Origin of the sequence: Xanthomonas maliensis, from assembly GCF_009192945.1 — a bacterium.
Lineage (GTDB): Bacteria > Pseudomonadota > Gammaproteobacteria > Xanthomonadales > Xanthomonadaceae > Xanthomonas > Xanthomonas maliensis.
The window spans coordinates 1-19,820 of sequence record NZ_NSET01000059.1 but is presented as its reverse complement, the minus strand read 5'-3'; the positions used below and the strand labels follow the sequence as shown (position 1 = coordinate 19,820).

Sequence of the window (19,820 nt, the reverse complement as noted above, 5' to 3'; positions counted from 1 at the left end):
GACTCAAGCGAGAACAATGTGGTGAACACCGGTGTGAATTCGCAGGTGGTTGTAGCAGGCGCCACCGGCGATCTTGGTGGCCGCATCGCCTTCGCGCTGAAAGAGCAGGGAGCCACCGTGCTCGCACTTGTGCGACCGGGGGCAGGGCCGGACCGCGTTGCGGTCCTGGAACAACGTGGCATCCCGATTCGGCGCGTCGAGCTGGACGATGCCGAACGGCTGCACGAAGCGATCAAGGGCGCGGTCTGCGTTGTTTCCGCGCTCAACGGCCTGGAAGACGTCATGCTGGGTCAACAAGGCAAGCTGTTGCAGGCAGCGGTTTCCGCTGGCGTGCTGCGCTTCATCCCGTCTGATTTCTCGCTGGACTATACAAGGACGCGTCCGGGCGACAATCGCAACCTGGATTTTCGTCGCCGCTTCAGGGACCAGCTGGATGCTGCACCCATCGTCGCCACATCTGTTCTCTGCGGCGGCTTTCTGGAACTCCTTGAGGGCAGTGCACGCCTGGTGGTTCCGGGCCGTCGCGTGATGCACTTTGGCGACGCAGACCAGAAGCTCGATTTCACGGCCAAAGACGATGTCGCCAGCTACACCGCTGCGGCTGCCCTGGATCCGAAGCCGCCGCGTGACCTGCGGATTGCCGGCAACAGTCTTTCGCCACGCGACATCGCGCAGCTGCTCACCCAGCTGACCGGGGAGCGCTATCGCACGCTAAGACCGGGTGGGCTCACGGCGATGTCGGCGATCATCCGTATCGTTCGAGCACTGACGCCGGCCAGCAATGATCCGTTCCCACCCTGGCAGGGCATGCAATATCTGCGCGACATGATGAGCGGGCGTGGCAAGTTGATCCGGCTGGATAACGACCGTTACGGTGCCCGCGCGTGGCAGACGGCGCGCCAGACCTTGGCCAAGACCTATGCACCGGGAGCTTGAGATGACGGAGATCATTACGCCGTTTCCGATCCATGTTGCGCAGTCGTTGCTGGATGACCTCCAGCAACGCCTCCGGCAAACCCGCTGGCCCAGTGCGGAAACGGTGAGCGACCAGAGCCAGGGCCCGCAATCCGAACGCATTCGACGCCTGGTCGAGCGTTGGCAGACTGGCTACGATTGGCGCGCGACAGAGCAACTCGTGAATGGCTGGAACAGCAGTCGTACCGCCATTGACGGCCTGGATATCCATTTCCTTCATGTGCGTTCACCGGAGCCCGGCGCGCTTCCGTTGCTGTTGACCCATGGATGGCCGGGGTCCTTCCTGGAATTTCGTCAGGTCATCGGCGCGTTGAGCGACCCGGTCGCCCATGGTGGTAAGGCGTCGGACGCCTTTCATGTGGTGATCCCATCGCTGCCTGGCTTTGGCTTCTCCGGAAAACCTGCCGTGCCGGGATGGGGAGTAGGGCGAACGGCTGCCGCTTGGGTTCAATTGATGGGCCGACTGGGCTATCGCGAGCGCTGGGCGGCCCAAGGTGGAGATTGGGGCAGCGCGATCACGACAGCGCTTGGAGTTATGCAGCCAGCAGGCTTGGTGGGCATCCATCTGAATATGGTGATGTTCGAGCCGAGCACGGAGGAGATTGCCAACGCCACACCGGCCGAGCAGAGGATGCTCCACGACGCCAAACGCTACCAAGCAGAATTTTCCGGCTACATGCGACTTCAAAGCACTCGGCCGCAGTCGGTGGGTTTCGGCTTGGCTGATTCTCCGGTGGGCCTGGCTGCATGGATCTACGCGCTTTTCCAGGACGTCTCCCAAAGCGACGGCGAACCCGAGAATGTGTTCGCCTTGGACCACCTCATCGACGACATCATGTTGTACTGGCTCCCCAACGCAGGGCCCAGCTCCGTGCGTTTCTATTGGGAAGCGGCGCAGGAAGCTGGAACAGCGATGCCATCGCACACGATGCCGACGCCAACCGGCATCAGCATGTTTGCCGGAGAGCAGGTGCGCATTTCCCGGCGTTGGGCAGAGCGGCGCTTCGCCGATCTGCGTTTCTTTGCAGAAGTAGAGCGCGGCGGGCATTTTGCTGCGATGGAGAATCCGCTCGTCTTCACCGATCACGTGCGTGAGACCTTTCGGTCGCTTCGATGATGGTTCTCAAGTCTGTGAGCATCGAGCGGCTCGCCACCGCCGTGGCCCCTCTTTGCGCCTGCACGCCATGATCATCAGCATCGAGTAACGGCGCCGCGCTCAGCGTGGGCCAAGGGCCAAGCGGCCACCTCGTCTTTGGGGGCGGAGTTCGCCGACTGCTCGCCTGCGACACGATGCAAGCCAGGTTTCGCGCGCGCTCTGCCCTGAAAAGCAGTAGGTGTCGTTGCCGTGACCTGCCTGAAGGCAGCCGAGAACGCAGCGGTACTGGCAAAGCCGGCCTGCAGTGCCACGGCAGGGATGGCCTTGCCGCGCGACAACTGCTCCATCGCCCATACAATCCGCGCCCGCTGCCGCCAGGCCTTCAGTGTCATTCCCGTTTCTTGCGGAAACAGCCTGCTGGCGGACCGGACCGAGGTGGCGGCGCGGGAGGCCAGTTCGGCCACATCCAGTGCATTGCGATAGTCCGCCAACGCAAGGTCTGCCAAACGCCGGCCCAAGCTGCTCTTCGGCAATGGCAGAAAGGTCGGCGCATCCTGCAGCACGCTCAGTTCGTGCAGCGCAAGCCGCGCCATCAGCTCGGCCTTCTCGGCTCCAGGGTCGACGGACACGGCCTCATCCAGCAGGGCGCGCAGCAAGGGAGTCACCTGCGAGACGAAGGCTCGCCCGGGGAACGAAGCAGGTGCCCAGTCCTGGATCGCTTGCTTTCGCCAAAGAATGATCCAGAGCTCGGCATCGCTGAGGATCTCCACGCGATGAGGAACCCCTGCAGGGACCCACGCGACGAGCTGAGAAGGGACCAGCCAGACGCCTTCATCGGTCTGCACCTGCACCGTTCCCGACGCAGCAAAGGTCAGTTGGCCTTCGTCGTGGACGTGGTGGGGCAGTGTCGAGCCTTTTGCCTTCGCTGCGCGGCGGATCGTGAAAGCGCTGTTCAAGTCGCTTGGCATGTGTGCGATGCAGATTGGCGTCACATCGAAGAAGCTTAGCATTACGCTGTGCAATCACTGGTGGCCACGCAGACGGGATGGCAGCGATGACGATGAAGAGTGTGCTGATCCGAGCCTATGGGTCCAACGAGCAGGTCGAGCTCGCTGACGTCCCCAGGCCCGTGCCCAACGCCGGCGAGGTCCTGATCAAAGTGGGCGCGGCAGGCGTTAATCCCATCGACTGGAAGATCCGCAGCGGAGCAGGGCAGCGAATGGGTTTGACGCTGCCGATTCGACTGGGCAGCGAGGTGGTCGGTACGGTCGAAGCACTAGGCCCGGGCGTGGACCATTTCCGGGAGGGCGACACGGTCTATGGCATGGTGGCATCAGGCGGCTTCTCGCACTACGCCATCGCCCAGGCCAACCATCTGGCTGACACGCCGGGCAATCTCGACAGTGTCCATGCAGCCGCCCTGCCGCTGGCGGGCACCACGGCCTGGCAAGCCATGTTCAATGAAGCCGGACTCTCGGCGGGCCAGCGACTCCTGATCACGAACAGTGCCGGCGGCGTGGGATCTCTCGCCGTTCAATTGGCCAAGGCGCATGGCGCGCATGTCACCGCCGTGGCTTCGGGGCGCAACGAGGCATTTGTGCGAGGGCTGGGCGCTGACGAATTCATCGACTACACCCGTCAGCCGTTCGAAGAAACGGTCCACGACGTGGACGTGGTCCTCGATACGCTGGGAGGCGACACCTTCCAGCGCGCCTTCAAAACCTTGAGGAAGGGCGGCACCATGGTGACCATTGTGGCCTTCCCGCAGGATGAAGCGCAGCGCTTTGGCGTGACCGTCAAGCGATCCTTTACCCGTCCAAACGCCACCAGCCTCAAGGAACTCACTACGTTGGTCGAGCAGGCCACGGTGACCCCGCATGTTGGAGCGGCATTTCCTCTCGCCGATGTAAGGCAGGCGCTTGCGCTGTCCGAGGCTGGTCATGCCCGCGGCAAGATTGTGTTGACGGTTGCGTCGTGATGCGGACGCTACCATTTATCTCGCAATAGGCGATGTTCGTCGTTTGTCGCTCTCGGTGTTCGCTATTGGCCGAAGGCGGAAGGGCGGTACATGGGGATTTCTCAAGGATAGGCTGGCCCGGGCAACAAGATTGGGATTAGGGAGCGTTATCGAGGCTGCGAACTTTGGCCGGGTCCTCACACGTCTCCGATTTGCTCAGTGAGAAATGCTATTGCCTGTTTAAAGCCGTCCATGAACACGGGTCTGATCCCATCTGCATGGTTTCCGAGGATGCTGGGGAGTAGTTTCTCCCATGCGCGTGCGAGTTGGTCAGGATCAGGGTGTGTGATGATCATGACCCTGAGGCGATATTCGAACGCTTTCAGGTAGCCGCGATGCGCCTCCAGTGTGGCACTCACAGGCTGAGAGTCGCTGCTCTATTCGAGTCTGGATGGCGAGCAAGCATGCTCACCCTCAATTACTGGATTACCGCTCTATGGATAAGCGGGCGACCACCCCCTCTGGGCCGACATTTCGGGATAGCGTCGCCGAACGCCGACTGTGGGTCGCGCTATTCGGTAAGTCGTGGGTCGTGGGTCGTGGCAGACTAGCCGCCATGAAAAGCAATCAAACTGCCATGCCCGGACGAGCGCGAGTGGTCGATTCAGTGTTCGAATTCGAACTGCAAGGCCGCACGCTCTACGTTGACGCGGAGCACGTACCCCAATGCGTAGAGCTGTGGCGAACTGGGCGGTACACGCAACTCGGCATTTCGGATCACGAGAACCCTGGCCTCAAGAACATCGATTTCATTGAGGCCTTCTTCCCTGTAGCCGATCTCCATTTGATGCTTTTTGACAAAGTCGATTTGTCTGTCCTGCGAGCTAACGCCGAGTGGCTCAAGCATTTCTTCACCAACGCGGGGCCGAACGCCATCGACGACATTAGGCCCTTCACTAAGCTCGAATCACTAGGCCAACCATGGACCAGGAAATTTCGCGTCGACGCAAGCCTCGACCGCTTGAAGGGTTTGGCACTCGGCGGGTTCAGATCAGCATCAGGTGACGTCACCGAATTGTCCGTCATGCCCGCGCTGGAGAAGCTCTCGCTCTATTCCAATCGGCTACAGAGCCTGAAAGGGCTCGAAACAATGCAAGGTCTGCGCGAACTCTTCGTCAGTTCCGCGCCGAAGCTTGAGTACATCGACCCAATCGGTGACCTTAACGAGCTTCGTGACCTGCGTTTCGAGCACTGCAAGATCACCCGTGGTTTTGCGGATCTGGTGAGGGGTAAACACCTGCTCAACCTGAGGTACATGAAATGCTCGCCTCTCGATCACGTACGGTTCGTCAGCCGCTTGTGCTCCTTGCAGAGCTTTGTTTTCCTAGATACGGACGTGCTCGATGGCAACATGGCGCCGCTTGTGGATCATCCGACGCTGGCGCACGTAGCATTCACAAAGAAGAAGCACTTTACGCTCAGCGAACGCCAAATCCTTGAACGGCTTGGTGATCGCGAAGGTGGGGTTAGGGCTCGGATGGCCAAGTTGAATCTCAAGAAGGCCGCAGCAGAAGCTGCAGCGGAAGCGGAGTAGGTCCGCCGCACAGTGGGCGAACTGTGGTCTTTACGCAAGCTCGTTGTGCCTGGGATGGCACGTAGGACGCCAGTGCCTGCCGCAACTCTTTGTACAGTGAGATATGGAGGCGACGTCGTATCGGATCGCTTGGCACAATTCGCCAAATCGCCTCTGAAAATCGAGATATCGCTCGACAATCTCGAATAGTCCGAGGATGAGGGATGTTTATCGAGGGTAGGGCGCATGTCTCCTTTTGACGCTTGCAGATGTGGATGCTGACGCAGGCCAGGTCGCTGAGAGCGCTCCTGAAGCGTCACATTGCGTGGAGATTTTGCAAGCGGGCTGACGGTACGGAGAGCGCATGGCTTTCTCGCATTGATGGAAATGCAGATCCCGTCACTGTATGGAGTTAAAATCTACGTCATTGTCTTCATGCGGTTTAGTCCGCTTATATCAATGGCTTAAAAGGACATTTGGCTATGAAAGGTATTACTTTTAATATATTTCTTTATGCCTGTTCTGATTGCAGTATCCGTGGGTTCAACAGGATGCTCTGTCAACTTTACAAAAGCTCGAGTATACGGGGAGTGCTCAAATCGTGCGGGTGGGGCGGGGAATGTAAAGTGGGTGCAGAAGCAACATGGGAGCGTGGTGGGCCAATGATGGCGATGGCGATGGATGTCATGAACATTGTGGCAGATGCGCAGAGCTATGAGCTGGACACTTCAGGATCCACGATTCCATATCCAAGTCGAGGTGACTTTGTCGTTACGCTTTCAAATTCAGCAACAGGCGCCGTGCAGGCGAGTCGCGTGTTTTCATGGGTAAAAGTTGGAACCTTGTTGAAGGCCCAAGACCCTAACGCCATCAATGACTGGGCCTATGCCAACTCAAGTAGCGCGGACAAAATCACCTATGATGTTGTTCGCTTTCGCTCCAATTATGCGGCTGGACCGCAAGTCATTGCCGGACAATCGAAGTACGAGGGAAGCACACAGGCTACGTATTCGGTTGCTTTCGATGGAACTTCTTGTCCGCGCGTCCCTACCCCAACCCCTTGCAATAACAATTGATTCCATAAAACTACCAAGGGATTTTTTCCGGTCATGTCGCTCATGGGGTCGCGATTGATACGTCATTTCTGGCTTGCTGGATTGGTAATCGTGTTGGGCGGCTGCCGGTCATTTCCAGACATTCCCGACGGCGTCAGCGTGGAGGGGTTCAATCTCATTTCCGTGAGTCGATTGGGCCTTTTGACTTATGTCAAGACGGATATGTACCTGCCCGGCAGGAATAGGGAGGGGCGCCCAAATGGCGCCCTGGCCCTAAGCGAATTTCAGTGCACTGCCGATGGCCTGAATATTAAAGTATCCATGCAAGAGCCAAAGCCCGACACTGCGCGCTATTGCATTGCGATTGAAGGTGCTCTTCGTGAGGTGCTATCTCTCTACAAGCAACATCCCGTCTCTATTCACATGTATCTGCTCCCAGCAGGAGTTGGATTCAAAAATAGTAAATCATCATTTCGCGTCAGTGGCGCCACTCTTAGCTTGGCTGCACCTATATTTACCGACGATAAAAGAACTCTTGGAAATATTGTGGATCTCGTGTCACACGAAGCATTCCACCTTGCTGGATACCTGACGGGAGATAGCCGTGCAGCTGATGAGCCAGATGCTTAGTGGATGGGGTTGTGCTCGCAGCTTCGTGTACTTGGACAGATAAAAGTGGAAAACCTGCCCGGCGGAGCTATTGCAGCAGACAACCAGGCCCTCGCGGGATCCTCGTCGGATGCTTCTTTCGTTCGACGCGAAGTATGGCCGTTTGTTTCCGAAAGCAAAATTCAGAAAGGAACGCCTGGTGGAGAATTAATGGAAACAGCGTGCAACCATCGTTTTTCCAACGGCCCTTAGGTTTGCGCTTGGTCTACTGATAACGAGAAGCTGTCCTCAAGAAGAAAGCTGCTGACAAGCCACCCATGCAAGCGGCTCAGAGTGTCCACCGAGATAGTGCGCCCGGTACGTCACTGGCATCCGCTCGCCATAGCAGGCCACATAGCCTGCGCTCAGGTATCCGTTCGCCGACTGGCGCCACCAGGTCGCGGCCAGCTAGCCGCCAGCCAGCCCATGGGCCCGTCAGTTCCACATGGTTGTTGATCACACGCCGATGCAGATCGTGTTGATTGACGACAAGAATTCGCCACAGATCTAACTGATTGAATAATTGGGATTTTTCCTGGCGACGGGGCGAATCCTTAGTAGGATGAGTCGAAGACAAGTCGCCACATTCGCGGCGAACTTCGCTCAAACACCACCAACTTAAGTCTGGTGCCGACAAATAGCCCCGGAGTCTGCGTTGGCGACGGCAATCTGCCCCGCAGTTCTATCTGCGTGGCCGCGAGGCGGCAGGGCGCGACCGCCTCGACGGAGGGACGGTCGCTGTCTTGGCCGTTGGTATGGTGAGTGGAATGTCCACGATTCGACATCTTTCGGGTGTTGGCACCCGAAGCCAAGTGATTCGGATCTGGTCGAGATGTCCCGGTCGAGCCAGAACCTCGATCGATGGCAGCCACCAGCTCACGCTGCTCTTCACACCGCTTTGGAGATGTCCGCGGAGCACCAAATCCAGACCTTGGGCGTAGCCGCGTCGGATCAGGCATTCGAGTGCGCGCAACAGGCAGTCTCGCCCGGCAATCTGTTCCAGAGCGTGACTGCGCGCCGCCTGCAGTGATCTGGCTTGGTCGTCCAGCTCGAGGCCACAGGCCGCGATCACGCGGTCGATGAGGCGGCCGCACAGTTGTAGCATTTCAGGCTCGATCGCCGACAGGTTCAACCATATCTCATTGCCACGAGCAGCGCTGTGCGGCGCGATGAAACAATCAGGACGGGCGTGGACATTGTCGCGCAAGGCCACCTTCGCGTCCAAGCCATGGAAGGTGACCAACTCCAGTGGGGTTTGGACGTCCGCGGGAAGTCCACGAACTACCTCTTCGCTCACTTCGCTTAGCATCGCAAGCACACGCGCAGGAAGTGGAACGTACGTCATCGGACGTTCCGAGCCTAGCAGGCACCAGGCCCAGCACTGGCGCCTATCAAGTTCGGCGAGTCCCGCCGCATTGAACTCTTCAATCTCAAGAGCAGCGACATCCGGCAGCAGTGCGTCCGGGAGCGCCGCCTGGTGACGGTAGTGCTCGCGCCATCGGGAATCGCGATCGGGAGCCACCAGATAGCGAGTGGTGCGCTGGTCCCGGGCCCAAAGCCAGTAGGCTTGAAGCCAACCCTCTGCGTGCAGCGACGGAAATCGCCGCATCTGTGCCGATGCCACATCGACATCGAACAGATCGAAGCCGCAAGGGCAGGCACCCATTTGCTCGGGACCGCCGAGCAGCGGAAACAGTGGACGGTGGCAGCGCGGGCAAGATTCGATCAATCGCTGACCGTGCCAAGGACACTCGACGATTGATGGCAGCTGAAACGCGGCCGTGTGGTATCCATGTTGCGCGCACTCTGGGCACTGTCGAACCGGGGCCGGTCGATCAAGGGTGCCGGAGGTCTGGATCGGCGACCAACTCTCAGGGAGCCAATGCGTTCTGGCGTACGCCGGGTCGACGCCTGCGGCCGTGCACAGGGCCATCTGTGCGCGGCCGGGACGTTGAACCTGCACCAACAGGCTGATGTCCTTCCTCAGCCGGAGGCCGAGAGAGGAAACCAGTTCGCGCGGCTCCAATGCCATCAGGCGGCACACGCGAAGCAGCAGCCCGTACCCGGACAGATGCGGGTAGATGTCGAAGTCGGCCCCGAACAACGCGAGTGGCGCACAGCTGCTGGGTACCGCTTCACGTATGTTACGCCGCCTCATCACCTGAGATCAGGTTGGCCCGAACGTACTCCAGCCGCAGGTAGCCGCTCGCAAGCAGGGCGGCGCGCACGTGTGCTGGCGTCAGTTCGTCGAAACCTCGCTCCTCAGCGGCATTGGCGAGCAGATGGCGAACGGTAAGGGCAAATGTGGCCATCGGCCAGGCATCACTGGTCGGCAACCTGTTTTCGGCTCGTAACGCGATCACGCCCTCGAGAATCAGACCCGCCTGCGCCGCTAGGCGCCAGCCACTGTCGTACGCGCCCGAGGCGAAGAATCGAGAAAACGGCATGTCCGGCGTAGGCCACGTTGCAGAATGGTCGTACCGATCCAGGGCGTGCGCAATCTCCGCCAATCCTATAAGGGGTTGGAAGGCGTGGGTCGACATGAACCAGCGCCGCAAGAGGTGAGAGGGATAGCCGGCCCAGTCGTCATGCGCGTTAACGCCTGTGGCGTCGTTTTGGCGGACGAAAACGATGAACAGGCGCAGCTTCGCATCCGTCACCTGCTCGTCGATGTCAGCGAGATAGTCGTACTCAGCCCGCGTAATGCGCTGAGCGTTGTCGATGAACATGACCATCAACGGCAGGTCGGCTTGGCCGCATCGTGTCTTGACGAAGTTCACGATCCGGTCCTTGCCGCGTTGTGGTGTGAGACGATCGGAAGTTGTCAGGTTCAATCGAGTGTTGAGCGCGGTATAGAACGCGCCGTCGCTGCGTCGCTGCCCACTGGGCATGATCAGACGACTGGCGACGCCGATCGGCCTATTATCGCGATCCACCAGCCATCGCGACACGTTTTGAGTGAGGTACTCCTGGGCGCTGGTTTTGCCCAAACCGCCACCGCCGTAGGCAGGGGCGCCATGGTGGTCCAGTTCGACGTTGCTGAGCACGTAGTTGGCGAACGCCTCGATAGGCCGCGTGGAGATATGAAACCCGTTCGGGACGAAGATAGGGTGTTGTTCCGAAGACATGTGAGCCTCCGCACGCAAGATTGGTTAGAGCAGAAGTGAGTGGCCGTCAGTGGTCGCGCGAGCCGTCGAAGCTGACCCAGCCTCGCCGCGGAGTGGGTACGGTCAGATCGACCGCCGGCAGCGGTGTCGGTTGAGGCGGTTTCGCGCCCGACGCCTGCTGCATGCGTGCCAGTTGGTCCACCGCTTTCTGGGAGCTGGACGCCAGCTTCCGCAGGTGATCTGTGTAGGCCTCCACGGCGCACTCGCACCCGACAAACGAGAGCCCACCCTTCAGTTTGGTCCACTGCATGGCTAGGGTACGCGTCGTCTCGTCGTGGGGTGCACGGTCCCACGGGGGCATCGCGCGGACGAAGCCGAGCGGCACGGTGGCGCTTCGCATCAGTAGCAGCGTGCGCAGGTCATGGCGGCAAATGCGTGCCAGTACGGTTCTGCCGACTAGCTCCCATCGCTGGTCCAGTTCGGAACTGCGGTAGCGCACGTACAAATGGTTCACATGCGGCATTTCTCCGGTCTTGCGGTTCCCGTGCACGACCAACGGCACCAGTACGCTGCCCATCTCACGGGCGTCCTTCTCTGGCTCGGGCACGGACAGCGCGAATGCCCGTGGCGTCTGCATCTGCAGGAACTGCAGCGGGCTCAAGCTACCGAGTGCCGGGTGCGGAGTCGCGTTGTAGTTGGCCACCAGGACATCGAGCAGTTCTTCGAACAGGTGCAGTTGGATTGGAAGATCGCCGGGTGCGAAATTGCTGATTCGCAGCTTGCGCTCGCCCAACCGGGTGGCTGGCTCGAATCCGCCGGGCAAGTCCCGGAGTACGCCACGCTCCAGGCGCGAGAACAGTTGTTCGACTACCGGTCGCGAACGCGGCTCGTGGGCGCGCCCAAAGTAAAGAATCGCGCCGTGCGCACGTCCCATCGCCTCTTCGAAGCTAATCGAGTGATGGGCCTTGGCATTGTCCATAGCGATGCAACGAACGCGTCGACGACCGCGATCGCCGGTCAGTCCGCTTGGCATTCCGGCGCCGGGGGCATACTCCAGACCAGGGATCGTCAGCTCACGGCGCGTCCAAGGGTACAGTGCCCGTGCAACGCAGCTCGCCACATCAAGATTGTTGTAGGCGCGGCCGACCCGCAAGGTCCAGGCCAAGATCGCCCGAGATTCGATTTCCACCTCGCACAGGAACCACAACTTAGTGATCCGGCGCTTGACCACGCCACCATTGGGCAGCGCCACGCCAAGTTCGGCTTCAATGTCGACCGAGTGTGCATCGAACTCGGAACGATCAAACGGCCGTCCACGAAAGGCATCCGCGAGTACTGTGAGGGAGGGGCCCATCTCGTCCAGCGTTGGCACCGCGATGTCATCGATACGCACTTTGCGCAAGTACCGCAGCAGCGCCCGCCGGCCCTGGTCAGGTTGATTTAGTGGATAGAACGCGTGCTGATCCAGGCGCTTGAGCTCGGCGACGATCTTGGTGAACAAACGTTCAAAGGCCTTTGGTGGGCGGCCGGGGGGAAGCTTCGTGGTGAAGCCCTCGATCCAGGTCGCGATCGTAGGTTGTGCACGGAGTACTTTGCGCATTGCATGTGGCTCCGCCATGGATGGCATCTGCGGGGCATCATTGTCGTCGTTGCCCTCATAGGTGCCCCAAGGTACGCACACGCGATAGCCGAAGGGGTGTCCGTCGCGTGCGAGCTGTGGGGCGAGCCTCGCCATGCGCTTGAGACGGCTTCGGCAAAGCCCATTGGCCTCGGCGGCGCGGGTCAAACTCATTGCCCCGGTGAGCACTGCGGTCAATGCGGCGCAGCGGCGTTGGAAGCGGTCGACGAACGCCGGTTTAACGGTAGATAGATCCGGCTTGAACCATTCCTGCAGTTGCTCGGCATCGAAGAGCTCGGTTCGGTCAGTGCGCATGGCATACCTCCACCGTCGCCTGCGCACTGCCGGCGGTGTAGTCGACCAGACGCAATCTACCTGCATGCACCATTCCCGCGACAACGGCACGCACGCTATCGGCGTCGACTGCCAAGTGCTGGATCAGGCCAGAGAGGGTGAGGCGCGGGCGATTGGTCAGCAGAGCCAGGATCTGGTCCTGGATGGTCGAGCGCGTCACCAGGCGCTGATAGGCCCATACGTGGTGAAGCAGCTCGAAGCGAACGGCGCAGTCGGCGATTGACGAGATGAGCTCGCGCTCAGTGATGTAGATCAGCCGGAGCCCGTGGCGCTCTGCGGCAGCATCGAGCGCCTCTTGGTCGCGGATGGACACGATGCCGCTGGTGCTCCCGATGGTGCCCGACGCGGGAATCGCCAAGTAGTAGCGCTCTTCACCTTGCTTGCTCCGGGTCCAGAACGAAATGTCGATGTCCTGTCGAGTCGACAGCGCGATGCGCCGCGGGCGTTCGACGTAGGACTGCAGGTTGGGATCGAACTCAAGCTGCAGGGCCAGGGTCAGGTGCAGGAACTCGGTGACGGTTACAATGCGCGCATTGCGCGGTGAGTGGAACACGAAAAGTTCACGACGGGTGCGTTCGCTGCGAGTTAGCTTTCGCGGCACGTATGGAAGGGTGGGGTTGGTGACGTGCGAATTGGGTTTGAACTCGTCGCGGGTGGCGGCAGTACCTGCGGTCATGGCATGACTCCAGACGAATAAGCGCGAGCGCGGCCGGAGGCCACGCGATGCGGGGTGCGCGCCGAGGGCGCGCGAGTAGGAACGCTGCGATGTGGCGGGAGCGACGGTCAGGCCGTAGACAAAGGTGACAGGCGATAACTCAGCACCCGCCCTGTGATCTGGTCGCAATTCACATCCAGGCGGTACAGCCGACCTAAGACGCCTACCACCTGACGCCGATTAATCTGCATAGGGGAAAGTTGCTCCGCTTCGGCTGAAGCGGATGCAGCGCACGCAGGCTCTGCAGCGTGGTTAAGGCCGGCAAATTCGAAGGCGAGTTGCTCAGGTGAGCTCAGCAGTTCGGTGTTAGGTGCAGGCACGGATTCCGGGTACACGTTCATCGCGACATCTCCTGACGCGCTGCCGGCAGGCAGCACTTGACTAGGACCCAAGAACGCGCGACGCTGCAGTTCTCTAGGCGGCAGCATCTGGGGCCCCGGTATCGGGGCCCCACTTGGGTCAACGTGACAATCGGTTTGATATTCACGATCGAAGTGGTCTGTGGGCACCTCCTAGGATTAGAGAGAGTGAAGAACAGACGTAACTGGTCCGCCCGCGACGACGCGGGACCTTTTTCGAGCCTCACCCTTCCTTCGGTGATCACCCAACTTCCCCGGCTGTCAGCGTTGCAGTCGGAGGTCGGCACTGAGATAGATCGCGCCTATCGCTGAGGGAAAAAACCCTCCTGCATACAGCGGCCTGACGGAGCCGGACGATAAAGACTGGGCGCAGGTTACCGAACGTAGCAGCTCCTATCGCCACGCACAATACCTTTCAAATCAGTAGGTTTTCGATCCCGGACAGCGACAACTGGAACAGCGCGAAGTTACGCTGCCCGTGTTCCGTATATGCCAACTAAAGTTAATATTCATAGGCGCGACATATGACAACGAAAGTCGCGCTGCCGTCGTCTATCCTTGCCGTTGAGGTTGCGCTAAAAGAAACCTAAGGAAGGACCAATGTCATCGTTCCCAGCAAGAGCAGTCGAGATATGGAGGTCATCACAAGCGGAAGTAATCTCCCCAATACACGGAGTTTTCTCCTTTGAAGTCCTCAAAACTTTGATGGCTCCACAGACTTTGCAGTTCCTCGCCGAATACGCCAATCGCCCCCGAAGGGGCGTGGGCGAAATCTCATCCGCGTTCCTGCAGGGCATGCGCTACTTCGATCAAGGCAGGCCTGCCCTCCTGTTCTGGAAAGAATTCCGAGATCACGAAGAGTTGTTTTCGTTCGATCCCGAGGTCCTTTCCGAGGCGATTCGGCAACTTGAAGTCCATACGGACATCAATCTCACCTTTGGCCGAGTCACCTACTTGGCCGATATCGGGCGCGGCCCGGAATTGCCATTGTGGATATTGTCGAGACTTCCATTCACCCGGGGAGTTGCGTTCGAAATCGACGAGCGTGGAGCCACCGAAGCATCACTAGAGGGCGGCGATTTCGAAATGTCGGATAAAGCCAAGGTGGCGCAACAGCATTACTCCACCGGCATGTCCCTTCTCGCAGGAGAGGACTCAATCTCAGGTCTCGTTGATGCTGCTTTTATGCAGTTCTATCTCGCGACAGAGGCGATTCTCGAACGGCATGAAAAGGACAAGGTACTTAAAGCAGGCGCTCAGATATTCGGCGCCGAGTTCGACGCGAACCTTCAGTTGATCGTGTCTCATGTGTACCTTGCGCGTCACCGCTTCTTTGGCCACGCGCACCCCAAGTACCTTAAAGGGCTTCTGGACACCGACACTGCGTTTGATATTGCGAAGCAGACGCTTGTGGCTCGATGGTGCGCGAGGCGCCTAATGGAGCTTGAGCTAAAACGATCATTAGTCAAGCGAGAAATGAGGCTGTACGCCGGGCCTCAACAGTCAGTAGCGTTCTATGGGGATGCCACCTATCTCAAGTCTGACTTCACTCTGCCATGATTGCGAGCAATCCTCGTGCCCGCGAGGGCGGATGCATGTTCGACAGAGGGATTAGATCGATTCATCGGGGTTAGGAGATAGCGGCCTCCAACCCAAAGCGGAAGCGGGGCTCGCCTATTGGCCCCTGTAGTAAAATCAGGGCCATGTACGACCTACACACTCTTGGCTGGCACAGCTTTCAACAGCTTTGTCTGACGATCGCCCGCGAAGTTCTGGGGCAGACAGTCGAGTCGTTTCTCGATGGCAACGATGGCGGTCGCGACGGGGCTTTCTCTGGAACCTGGAAATCGTCCTGCAATGAGAGCTTCACCGGGCGTTTCGTCATCCAGTGCAAGTTCACCAGCCGACCTGCTTACGTACTGCAACTGTCCGATTTAACCGATGAGGTAGAGAAAGCGAAACGCCTCGTCACCGCCGGTCGATGCGAATGCTATGTCTTACTGACCAACGCCGGCGTCACGGGGACGCGCGCCGAAGGAATCGAGGCGCTCTTCCTGGCCGCCGGCGTCAAGCAAGTCGTAGTGTATGGGTCGACGTGGCTCACGCAACAGATCCAGGAGCACAAGCGCCTTCGAATGTTGGTGCCGCGCATGTACGGCCTAGGTGACTTGAGCCAGATCCTCGACGAGCGCGCTTATGCCCAAGCGCTCGCCATCATCGAATCGATGCGCGAAGACCTGGCCAAGGTCGTGGTGACGGATGCCTATCAGCGAGCTGCCGATGCTCTGGACCGACACAGTTTCGTGCTGCTGGTTGGCGAACCTGCTGCGGGAAAGACAACAATCGCCTCTATGCTGGCGATGGCGGCGTTAGACCAGTGGAACGCTTCGCTGTTGAAGTTGGATGAGCCAGCCGAAGTCGCCAAGCGTTGGAACCCAGACGAGCCGTCCCAGTTCTTCTGGTTGGACGATGCCTTCGGCGTCACCCAGTACGAAGAATTCCTGGTACATGGTTGGAACCGTGTCCTGCCGCAGCTCAAGCCCATGCTGCGCAAGGGCGCCAAGATCGTGATGACGTCGCGCGACTATATATACAACCAAGCGCGTCGAGACTTGAAGGAAAGCGCCTTTCCTCTTTTTAAGGAAAGTCAAGTAGTCATCGATGTCCACGAGCTCACCGGGCAGGAGCGGCGCCAGATTCTTTACAACCACCTCAAGCTCGGCAGACAGTCGAAAAGCTTTCTCACCGGTATCAAACCCTTCCTCGAAACCGTGGCAGAACACCCGCGTTTCATTCCCGAAATGGCGCGGCGCTTGGCCGATCCACTGTTCACCAAGGACTTGTTTATTGATTCGTATTACCTTGGTCAGTTCGTGGACAAGCGTGAGCAACTGCTGCACGAGGTCCTGCAGGGTTTGGATGACAACAGCAAGGCAGCGCTCGCGCTCATCTACATGCGCAACGATAGGCTGGCGAGCCCGATCGATCTGCAGCCCGCAGAGGTTGACGCGCTGCAACGCCTGGGCAGCGATCTTGGAGGCTGCATTAGGGGACTGGATGCGCTGGCGGGCAGCTTAGTGGTTCACACCAGTGCCAGCGGTGAGGCAGTGTGGCGCTTCAAGCATCCGACCATCGGCGATGCTTACGCCGCGCACTTAGTGCAAAGCCCGGAACTGCTCGGCATCTACCTACACGGTAGTGACCCGGAGCGACTGGTTGAGCAGGTCAGTTGCGGCGATGTTGGTATCCAAAAGGCTGTCGTAGTCCCCACTGCGCTGTTTCCAATCATGCTGAGCAAACTCGATCACCTTGGCGAAAGCAAAGCGCACAAGAGTTCCTGGCTGTCCGTGTTCGATGCGCGACGAAGGCGGCTAGGATTCTTGTCCAATCGCTGCTCGAAAGAGTTCCTCACAGCCTACTTGGACAAGCACCCCAAACTGCTCGCCTCCGTTTCCAGCCCGGGGCTGGTGCTCAGCGTCGTGCCCGAGGTGCGTTTGGCGGCACGCCTGCATGCCCTTGGCTTGTTGCCGGAAGCCAATCGGTTGGAATTTGTCCGTACCGTCAGTCAATACGCGATCGAAGGGCGCGACACCGACGCGCTGGATAACGCTGCGATTCGCGGCGTCTTCACCGACGCCGAGCATGCTGTCCTAGTGACTCAGGTGCAGACGCAACTGCTTCCGAAATTGCACAGCGTGCGGATCGACTATCAAAGCGACTGGAATTCGGACCGGTCTCGGGAAGATCATATGTGGTCGTTCGTGTCCTCTCTGGAAACCTTGCGGCGCTGCTATCAGTACGACCCGGCTGCGCTGGCCATCATCGACGCCGAGTCGAGTCGGGCCACCGACTGGATCAATGAGGACGAAAGCAACCCCACATCGTCGCCGCCGCGTAAGCTTGGCAAGCTCAAGCCGCTCCCTGAAGCGAACCAAGTGCGCAGCATCTTCGACGATATCGACGCTATCAAGGAAGCGTATGAGAATTAGTCGGAAGTTTTATTGGCCAAAATGCTGGCGATGGAGGCCAACTCGTTAATCACAAGGGCCGGCGATATTGGCTTATCATGGTACGCAGATCTAAGCAAGCACATAGGGATTAGGGAGCGTTATCGGGGGTAGGACAGAAGTCAGCTGTTGGACGGTGACGCGTGGGGGCGCTGTGGGCTGAGTGGGCAATTGCGAGCGTTCACGACTGCTGCCTATGATTGCGATTTCCTTGGAGGCACTGGCCATCATGCTGAACCCCTATGCGATAGAAATGAGTAGGGATGCCTTGATTGACGCCCTGCGCTATCTGAACGGCTTGAAGTTTGGAAGCAAGATCTGCTATGCGCAGGTGCCGGTTTCTGTGTCGATCGGCGGGAAGGTGTTGATCGACATCGAATCCTGCCTGGTGCGATTCGTTCACGATACGAACCACCATAAAGTTCAGATCGACGACCTCACCGATCATGACTTCCATGGCGAGTTCTCGGTTGCCTGGCAGGAAATGAGCTTTGATGAAGATGATGGTGTTCTGCTGATCGAAGGGACTGAGCAGAGCACAAAACAGAGGTACAAAACGTATCTCCACCTTCATGGTAAGCAGGCTTTTCGCAACTTCTGATGATTCAGTCAATCTGACCGACTTCATCACCCAGCTTTGCTGTACGTGCTGTCGTCCGATTCAAAGGTCAATTGCCGGTGCCGATGGCGCGACGACAACATGCGCCCGGCCAAATGCCACCGCGGCACACGCACAGAGACCTTGAGCATGGCGCTAATACGCTCTAAAAATATCCTTCACTTGTCATCCCACAGCGAATTCGACTTGCGGAGCAAGAATCGGTAGGTGGCAAATGCGGAAAGGGAATTGAATTTGAGGCGATTGTACTTCTTTAAGAGGCCGTCTGTTCCTTTCTTGGATAGTTCGAACATTTCTGCAGAATTTATTCGCTTATATTTTCGCGCAAGCTCTTCGCATTCACTGCTGCCCAATACATCCTGAAAGTACGTGGGAAAGTCAGTTTCGGAGCCGTCGGACAAGTTGCAGATATATGAGTGATCAATGTCCTCACCGTCGTAGCTATCATCAAGCAGCACATACCATTGGAACGTACTGAAGAGATCCACGTGACAGTAGAGCAGGTGATCTTTGCGTGATCCTACGAGCACAAGTGCATGGACAGGGTAGCTCGCACTCCTGAACGCATTGACCTCAAACTTGAACTCAACCGGGCTAACTGGCAGCGACGGCACAAGGAGAATCTTGTCCCGGAATGACTTTTTCTCAGCATCAATGATTAGCTTTAAATTATCACGAGATACGCCATTGTACGCTGCAAATCCAGCGGCTATTTTTGCAAATCCTTGCTTGAATATTTTATTATCAAATCCGAAGGGGAGCGTCACTCTCCCCCCCATGTCGTCATAGATGACAACATCCTCCCCTTGCACAATCACATTAGTGTTTAGTAGATGTTGCCTGTAGTTCTGACCAGTCTTCATTGAATTCGCATATATCACTCGCTTGACCTTATCGAAGTAGGGTTTTCTTGGAAAAAATCTGTCATTTTTGAAGATGACGTCTACAAGATGGTTATCGTGCGAGCCTCGCGCGCTCGAAGCACCCGGTCGGTCCCTATCAAAACCGAGTCGCAAGGTGAATCCTTCGAAAATCTTCAAGAATTCCTTGTCGATAAGCTCATTGAGATCCTGGTTGGCGCGATGCGACAGTATTTTCCTTGAACTGAGCGTGCCGTTCAGCGCGTTGTGGATGATGTGCTCGAGTGATTCGCAGTCGTCATCGGTAGGATGATCTCCATGCGACATCTTTAGCTGCACCCCCGTGAGATAGCAGATTCCCGATGCCTTCTTCATACTTGTCCTGTCACTCAGCCAGTGAATGCAATCTTCCCACGTTATTGGGCTGAGCTGCCGGCCATTGCGGACAACAGGAGTGCCATTGCCCGTGCAGAGCAGGTGCGTCTCGCCCGGCGCGCGACGATGACTTTTTGGGACGCTTCACCGCGCACCAATGCGCGGCGAAGGAGCAGCAGCGACAGCATCTGCGCAGGCCATGGCTGCGCTGGCGCCGCAGCTACCTTCTGCAAATGACGAACCCACGGCACGCATCTGAACCCGGCCGAAAGTGGCGGCCGGGGCTGGGGGGGGGTGATTTGGGATGTTTATCGGGGGTAGGGAAGGGCAGCTTTCGACCCGTAGCGGTCATGCGGTTCATGCCTTAGCTGCCCGGAAGCGGGCACTGGACGGGGCGGTTCGGGCCTATACGGTCGGACTCAGAGCAGTAGGCCTGCGCCAAACCCGGGACGATTCATACCCGGTCTTTCGGGGAACACAGCCCGGACAAGTAGCCGGAGCA

The 19,820-nt window shown here is 58.5% G+C and carries 16 protein-coding genes and 1 pseudogene; 10 read left to right on the top strand and 7 right to left on the bottom strand.

The features are described 5' to 3' along the window. The first annotated feature begins 21 nt into the window (after nt 1–21). Nucleotides 22–936 (top strand): NmrA family NAD(P)-binding protein, encoded by a 915-nt coding sequence (locus CKY51_RS17745; protein WP_152249588.1) that lies wholly within the window; start codon nt 22–24, stop codon nt 934–936. A 1-nt stretch (nt 937) separates the two neighbouring features. Further along, nucleotides 938–2,092, top strand: coding sequence for an epoxide hydrolase family protein (locus CKY51_RS17740; RefSeq protein ID WP_152249587.1), 1,155 nt, complete (start codon nt 938–940; stop codon nt 2,090–2,092). Between the two features lie 74 nt (nt 2,093–2,166). On the opposite strand, the gene CKY51_RS17735 is transcribed toward CKY51_RS17740, so the two are convergent. Next, nucleotides 2,167–3,081 (bottom strand): AraC family transcriptional regulator, encoded by a 915-nt coding sequence (locus tag CKY51_RS17735; protein WP_211904913.1) that lies wholly within the window; start codon nt 3,079–3,081, stop codon nt 2,167–2,169. 44 nt (nt 3,082–3,125) lie between these two features. On the opposite strand from CKY51_RS17735, the gene CKY51_RS17730 reads away from it, so the two are divergent. The 5 genes and pseudogenes from CKY51_RS17730 (at nt 3,126) to CKY51_RS17710 (ending at nt 7,286) form a co-directional block, all read left to right on the top strand. Next, nucleotides 3,126–4,049, top strand: coding sequence for an NADP-dependent oxidoreductase (locus tag CKY51_RS17730; protein ID WP_211904911.1), 924 nt, complete (start codon nt 3,126–3,128; stop codon nt 4,047–4,049). Nucleotides 4,050–4,644: 595 nt separating this feature from the next. Next, nucleotides 4,645–5,622 (top strand): leucine-rich repeat domain-containing protein, encoded by a 978-nt coding sequence (locus CKY51_RS17725; RefSeq protein WP_152249586.1) that lies wholly within the window; start codon nt 4,645–4,647, stop codon nt 5,620–5,622. 461 nt (nt 5,623–6,083) lie between these two features. Continuing rightward, on the top strand, nt 6,084–6,677 hold the full coding sequence (locus CKY51_RS17720) for a hypothetical protein (protein ID WP_152249585.1): 594 nt from the start codon (nt 6,084–6,086) through the stop codon (nt 6,675–6,677). A gap of 33 nt (nt 6,678–6,710) precedes the next feature. Next, a pseudogene (locus CKY51_RS17715) lies at nt 6,711–6,933 on the top strand (hypothetical protein). Nucleotides 6,934–6,977: 44 nt separating this feature from the next. Then, nucleotides 6,978–7,286, top strand: coding sequence for a hypothetical protein (locus CKY51_RS17710; RefSeq protein ID WP_152249584.1), 309 nt, complete (start codon nt 6,978–6,980; stop codon nt 7,284–7,286). Between the two features lie 700 nt (nt 7,287–7,986). Here the strand turns inward: CKY51_RS17710 and CKY51_RS17700 are convergent. From CKY51_RS17700 to CKY51_RS17680, 5 genes are all read right to left on the bottom strand, one after another. Further along, the gene (locus CKY51_RS17700) at nt 7,987–9,408 is read right to left on the bottom strand and encodes a TniQ family protein (protein WP_152249582.1); all 1,422 of its coding nucleotides are present in this window, start codon (nt 9,406–9,408) and stop codon (nt 7,987–7,989) included. 40 nt (nt 9,409–9,448) lie between these two features. Further along, on the bottom strand, nt 9,449–10,432 hold the full coding sequence (locus CKY51_RS17695; RefSeq protein WP_228737043.1) for a P-loop NTPase family protein: 984 nt from the start codon (nt 10,430–10,432) through the stop codon (nt 9,449–9,451). Between the two features lie 46 nt (nt 10,433–10,478). Then, nucleotides 10,479–12,344 carry a hypothetical protein gene (locus tag CKY51_RS17690; protein ID WP_244952552.1) on the bottom strand — a complete coding sequence of 622 codons (1,866 nt, stop codon included), beginning with the start codon at nt 12,342–12,344 and terminating at the stop codon, nt 10,479–10,481. After that, nucleotides 12,334–13,059: a hypothetical protein gene (locus CKY51_RS17685; RefSeq protein ID WP_022972430.1), complete on the bottom strand. Its 726-nt coding sequence runs from the start codon at nt 13,057–13,059 to the stop codon at nt 12,334–12,336. The genes CKY51_RS17690 and CKY51_RS17685 overlap by 11 nt, the downstream gene beginning before the upstream one ends. A gap of 107 nt (nt 13,060–13,166) precedes the next feature. After that, nucleotides 13,167–13,439, bottom strand: a complete 273-nt coding sequence (locus CKY51_RS17680; RefSeq protein WP_152249581.1) for a hypothetical protein — start codon at nt 13,437–13,439, stop codon at nt 13,167–13,169. 723 nt (nt 13,440–14,162) lie between these two features. On the opposite strand from CKY51_RS17680, the gene CKY51_RS17675 reads away from it, so the two are divergent. The 3 genes from CKY51_RS17675 (at nt 14,163) to CKY51_RS17665 (ending at nt 18,065) form a co-directional block, all read left to right on the top strand. Beyond that, complete coding sequence (locus CKY51_RS17675) at nt 14,163–15,017, top strand: hypothetical protein (protein ID WP_152249580.1); 855 nt, start codon at nt 14,163–14,165, stop codon at nt 15,015–15,017. A gap of 143 nt (nt 15,018–15,160) precedes the next feature. Next, nucleotides 15,161–17,446 carry an nSTAND3 domain-containing NTPase gene (locus CKY51_RS17670; protein WP_152249579.1) on the top strand — a complete coding sequence of 762 codons (2,286 nt, stop codon included), beginning with the start codon at nt 15,161–15,163 and terminating at the stop codon, nt 17,444–17,446. 214 nt (nt 17,447–17,660) lie between these two features. Next, nucleotides 17,661–18,065 (top strand): hypothetical protein, encoded by a 405-nt coding sequence (locus tag CKY51_RS17665; RefSeq protein ID WP_152249578.1) that lies wholly within the window; start codon nt 17,661–17,663, stop codon nt 18,063–18,065. Nucleotides 18,066–18,241: 176 nt separating this feature from the next. On the opposite strand, the gene CKY51_RS17660 is transcribed toward CKY51_RS17665, so the two are convergent. Further along, nucleotides 18,242–19,318 carry a hypothetical protein gene (locus CKY51_RS17660; RefSeq protein WP_152249577.1) on the bottom strand — a complete coding sequence of 359 codons (1,077 nt, stop codon included), beginning with the start codon at nt 19,316–19,318 and terminating at the stop codon, nt 18,242–18,244. Nucleotides 19,319–19,820: the final 502 nt, after the last annotated feature.

Coding starts and splice junctions, on each gene's coding strand:
- CKY51_RS17680 (WP_152249581.1), bottom strand. CDS start 13,439: ATGAACGTGTACCCGGAATCCGTGCCTGCACCTAACACCGAACTGCTG.
- CKY51_RS17725 (WP_152249586.1), top strand. CDS start 4,645: ATGAAAAGCAATCAAACTGCCATGCCCGGACGAGCGCGAGTGGTCGAT.
- CKY51_RS17720 (WP_152249585.1), top strand. CDS start 6,084: ATGAAAGGTATTACTTTTAATATATTTCTTTATGCCTGTTCTGATTGC.
- CKY51_RS17710 (WP_152249584.1), top strand. CDS start 6,978: ATGCAAGAGCCAAAGCCCGACACTGCGCGCTATTGCATTGCGATTGAA.
- CKY51_RS17665 (WP_152249578.1), top strand. CDS start 17,661: ATGATTGCGATTTCCTTGGAGGCACTGGCCATCATGCTGAACCCCTAT.
- CKY51_RS17685 (WP_022972430.1), bottom strand. CDS start 13,059: ATGACCGCAGGTACTGCCGCCACCCGCGACGAGTTCAAACCCAATTCG.
- CKY51_RS17670 (WP_152249579.1), top strand. CDS start 15,161: ATGTACGACCTACACACTCTTGGCTGGCACAGCTTTCAACAGCTTTGT.
- CKY51_RS17730 (WP_211904911.1), top strand. CDS start 3,126: ATGACGATGAAGAGTGTGCTGATCCGAGCCTATGGGTCCAACGAGCAG.
- CKY51_RS17690 (WP_244952552.1), bottom strand. CDS start 12,344: ATGCGCACTGACCGAACCGAGCTCTTCGATGCCGAGCAACTGCAGGAA.
- CKY51_RS17675 (WP_152249580.1), top strand. CDS start 14,163: ATGGCTCCACAGACTTTGCAGTTCCTCGCCGAATACGCCAATCGCCCC.
- CKY51_RS17735 (WP_211904913.1), bottom strand. CDS start 3,081: ATGCTAAGCTTCTTCGATGTGACGCCAATCTGCATCGCACACATGCCA.
- CKY51_RS17740 (WP_152249587.1), top strand. CDS start 938: ATGACGGAGATCATTACGCCGTTTCCGATCCATGTTGCGCAGTCGTTG.
- CKY51_RS17695 (WP_228737043.1), bottom strand. CDS start 10,432: ATGTCTTCGGAACAACACCCTATCTTCGTCCCGAACGGGTTTCATATC.
- CKY51_RS17660 (WP_152249577.1), bottom strand. CDS start 19,318: ATGAAGAAGGCATCGGGAATCTGCTATCTCACGGGGGTGCAGCTAAAG.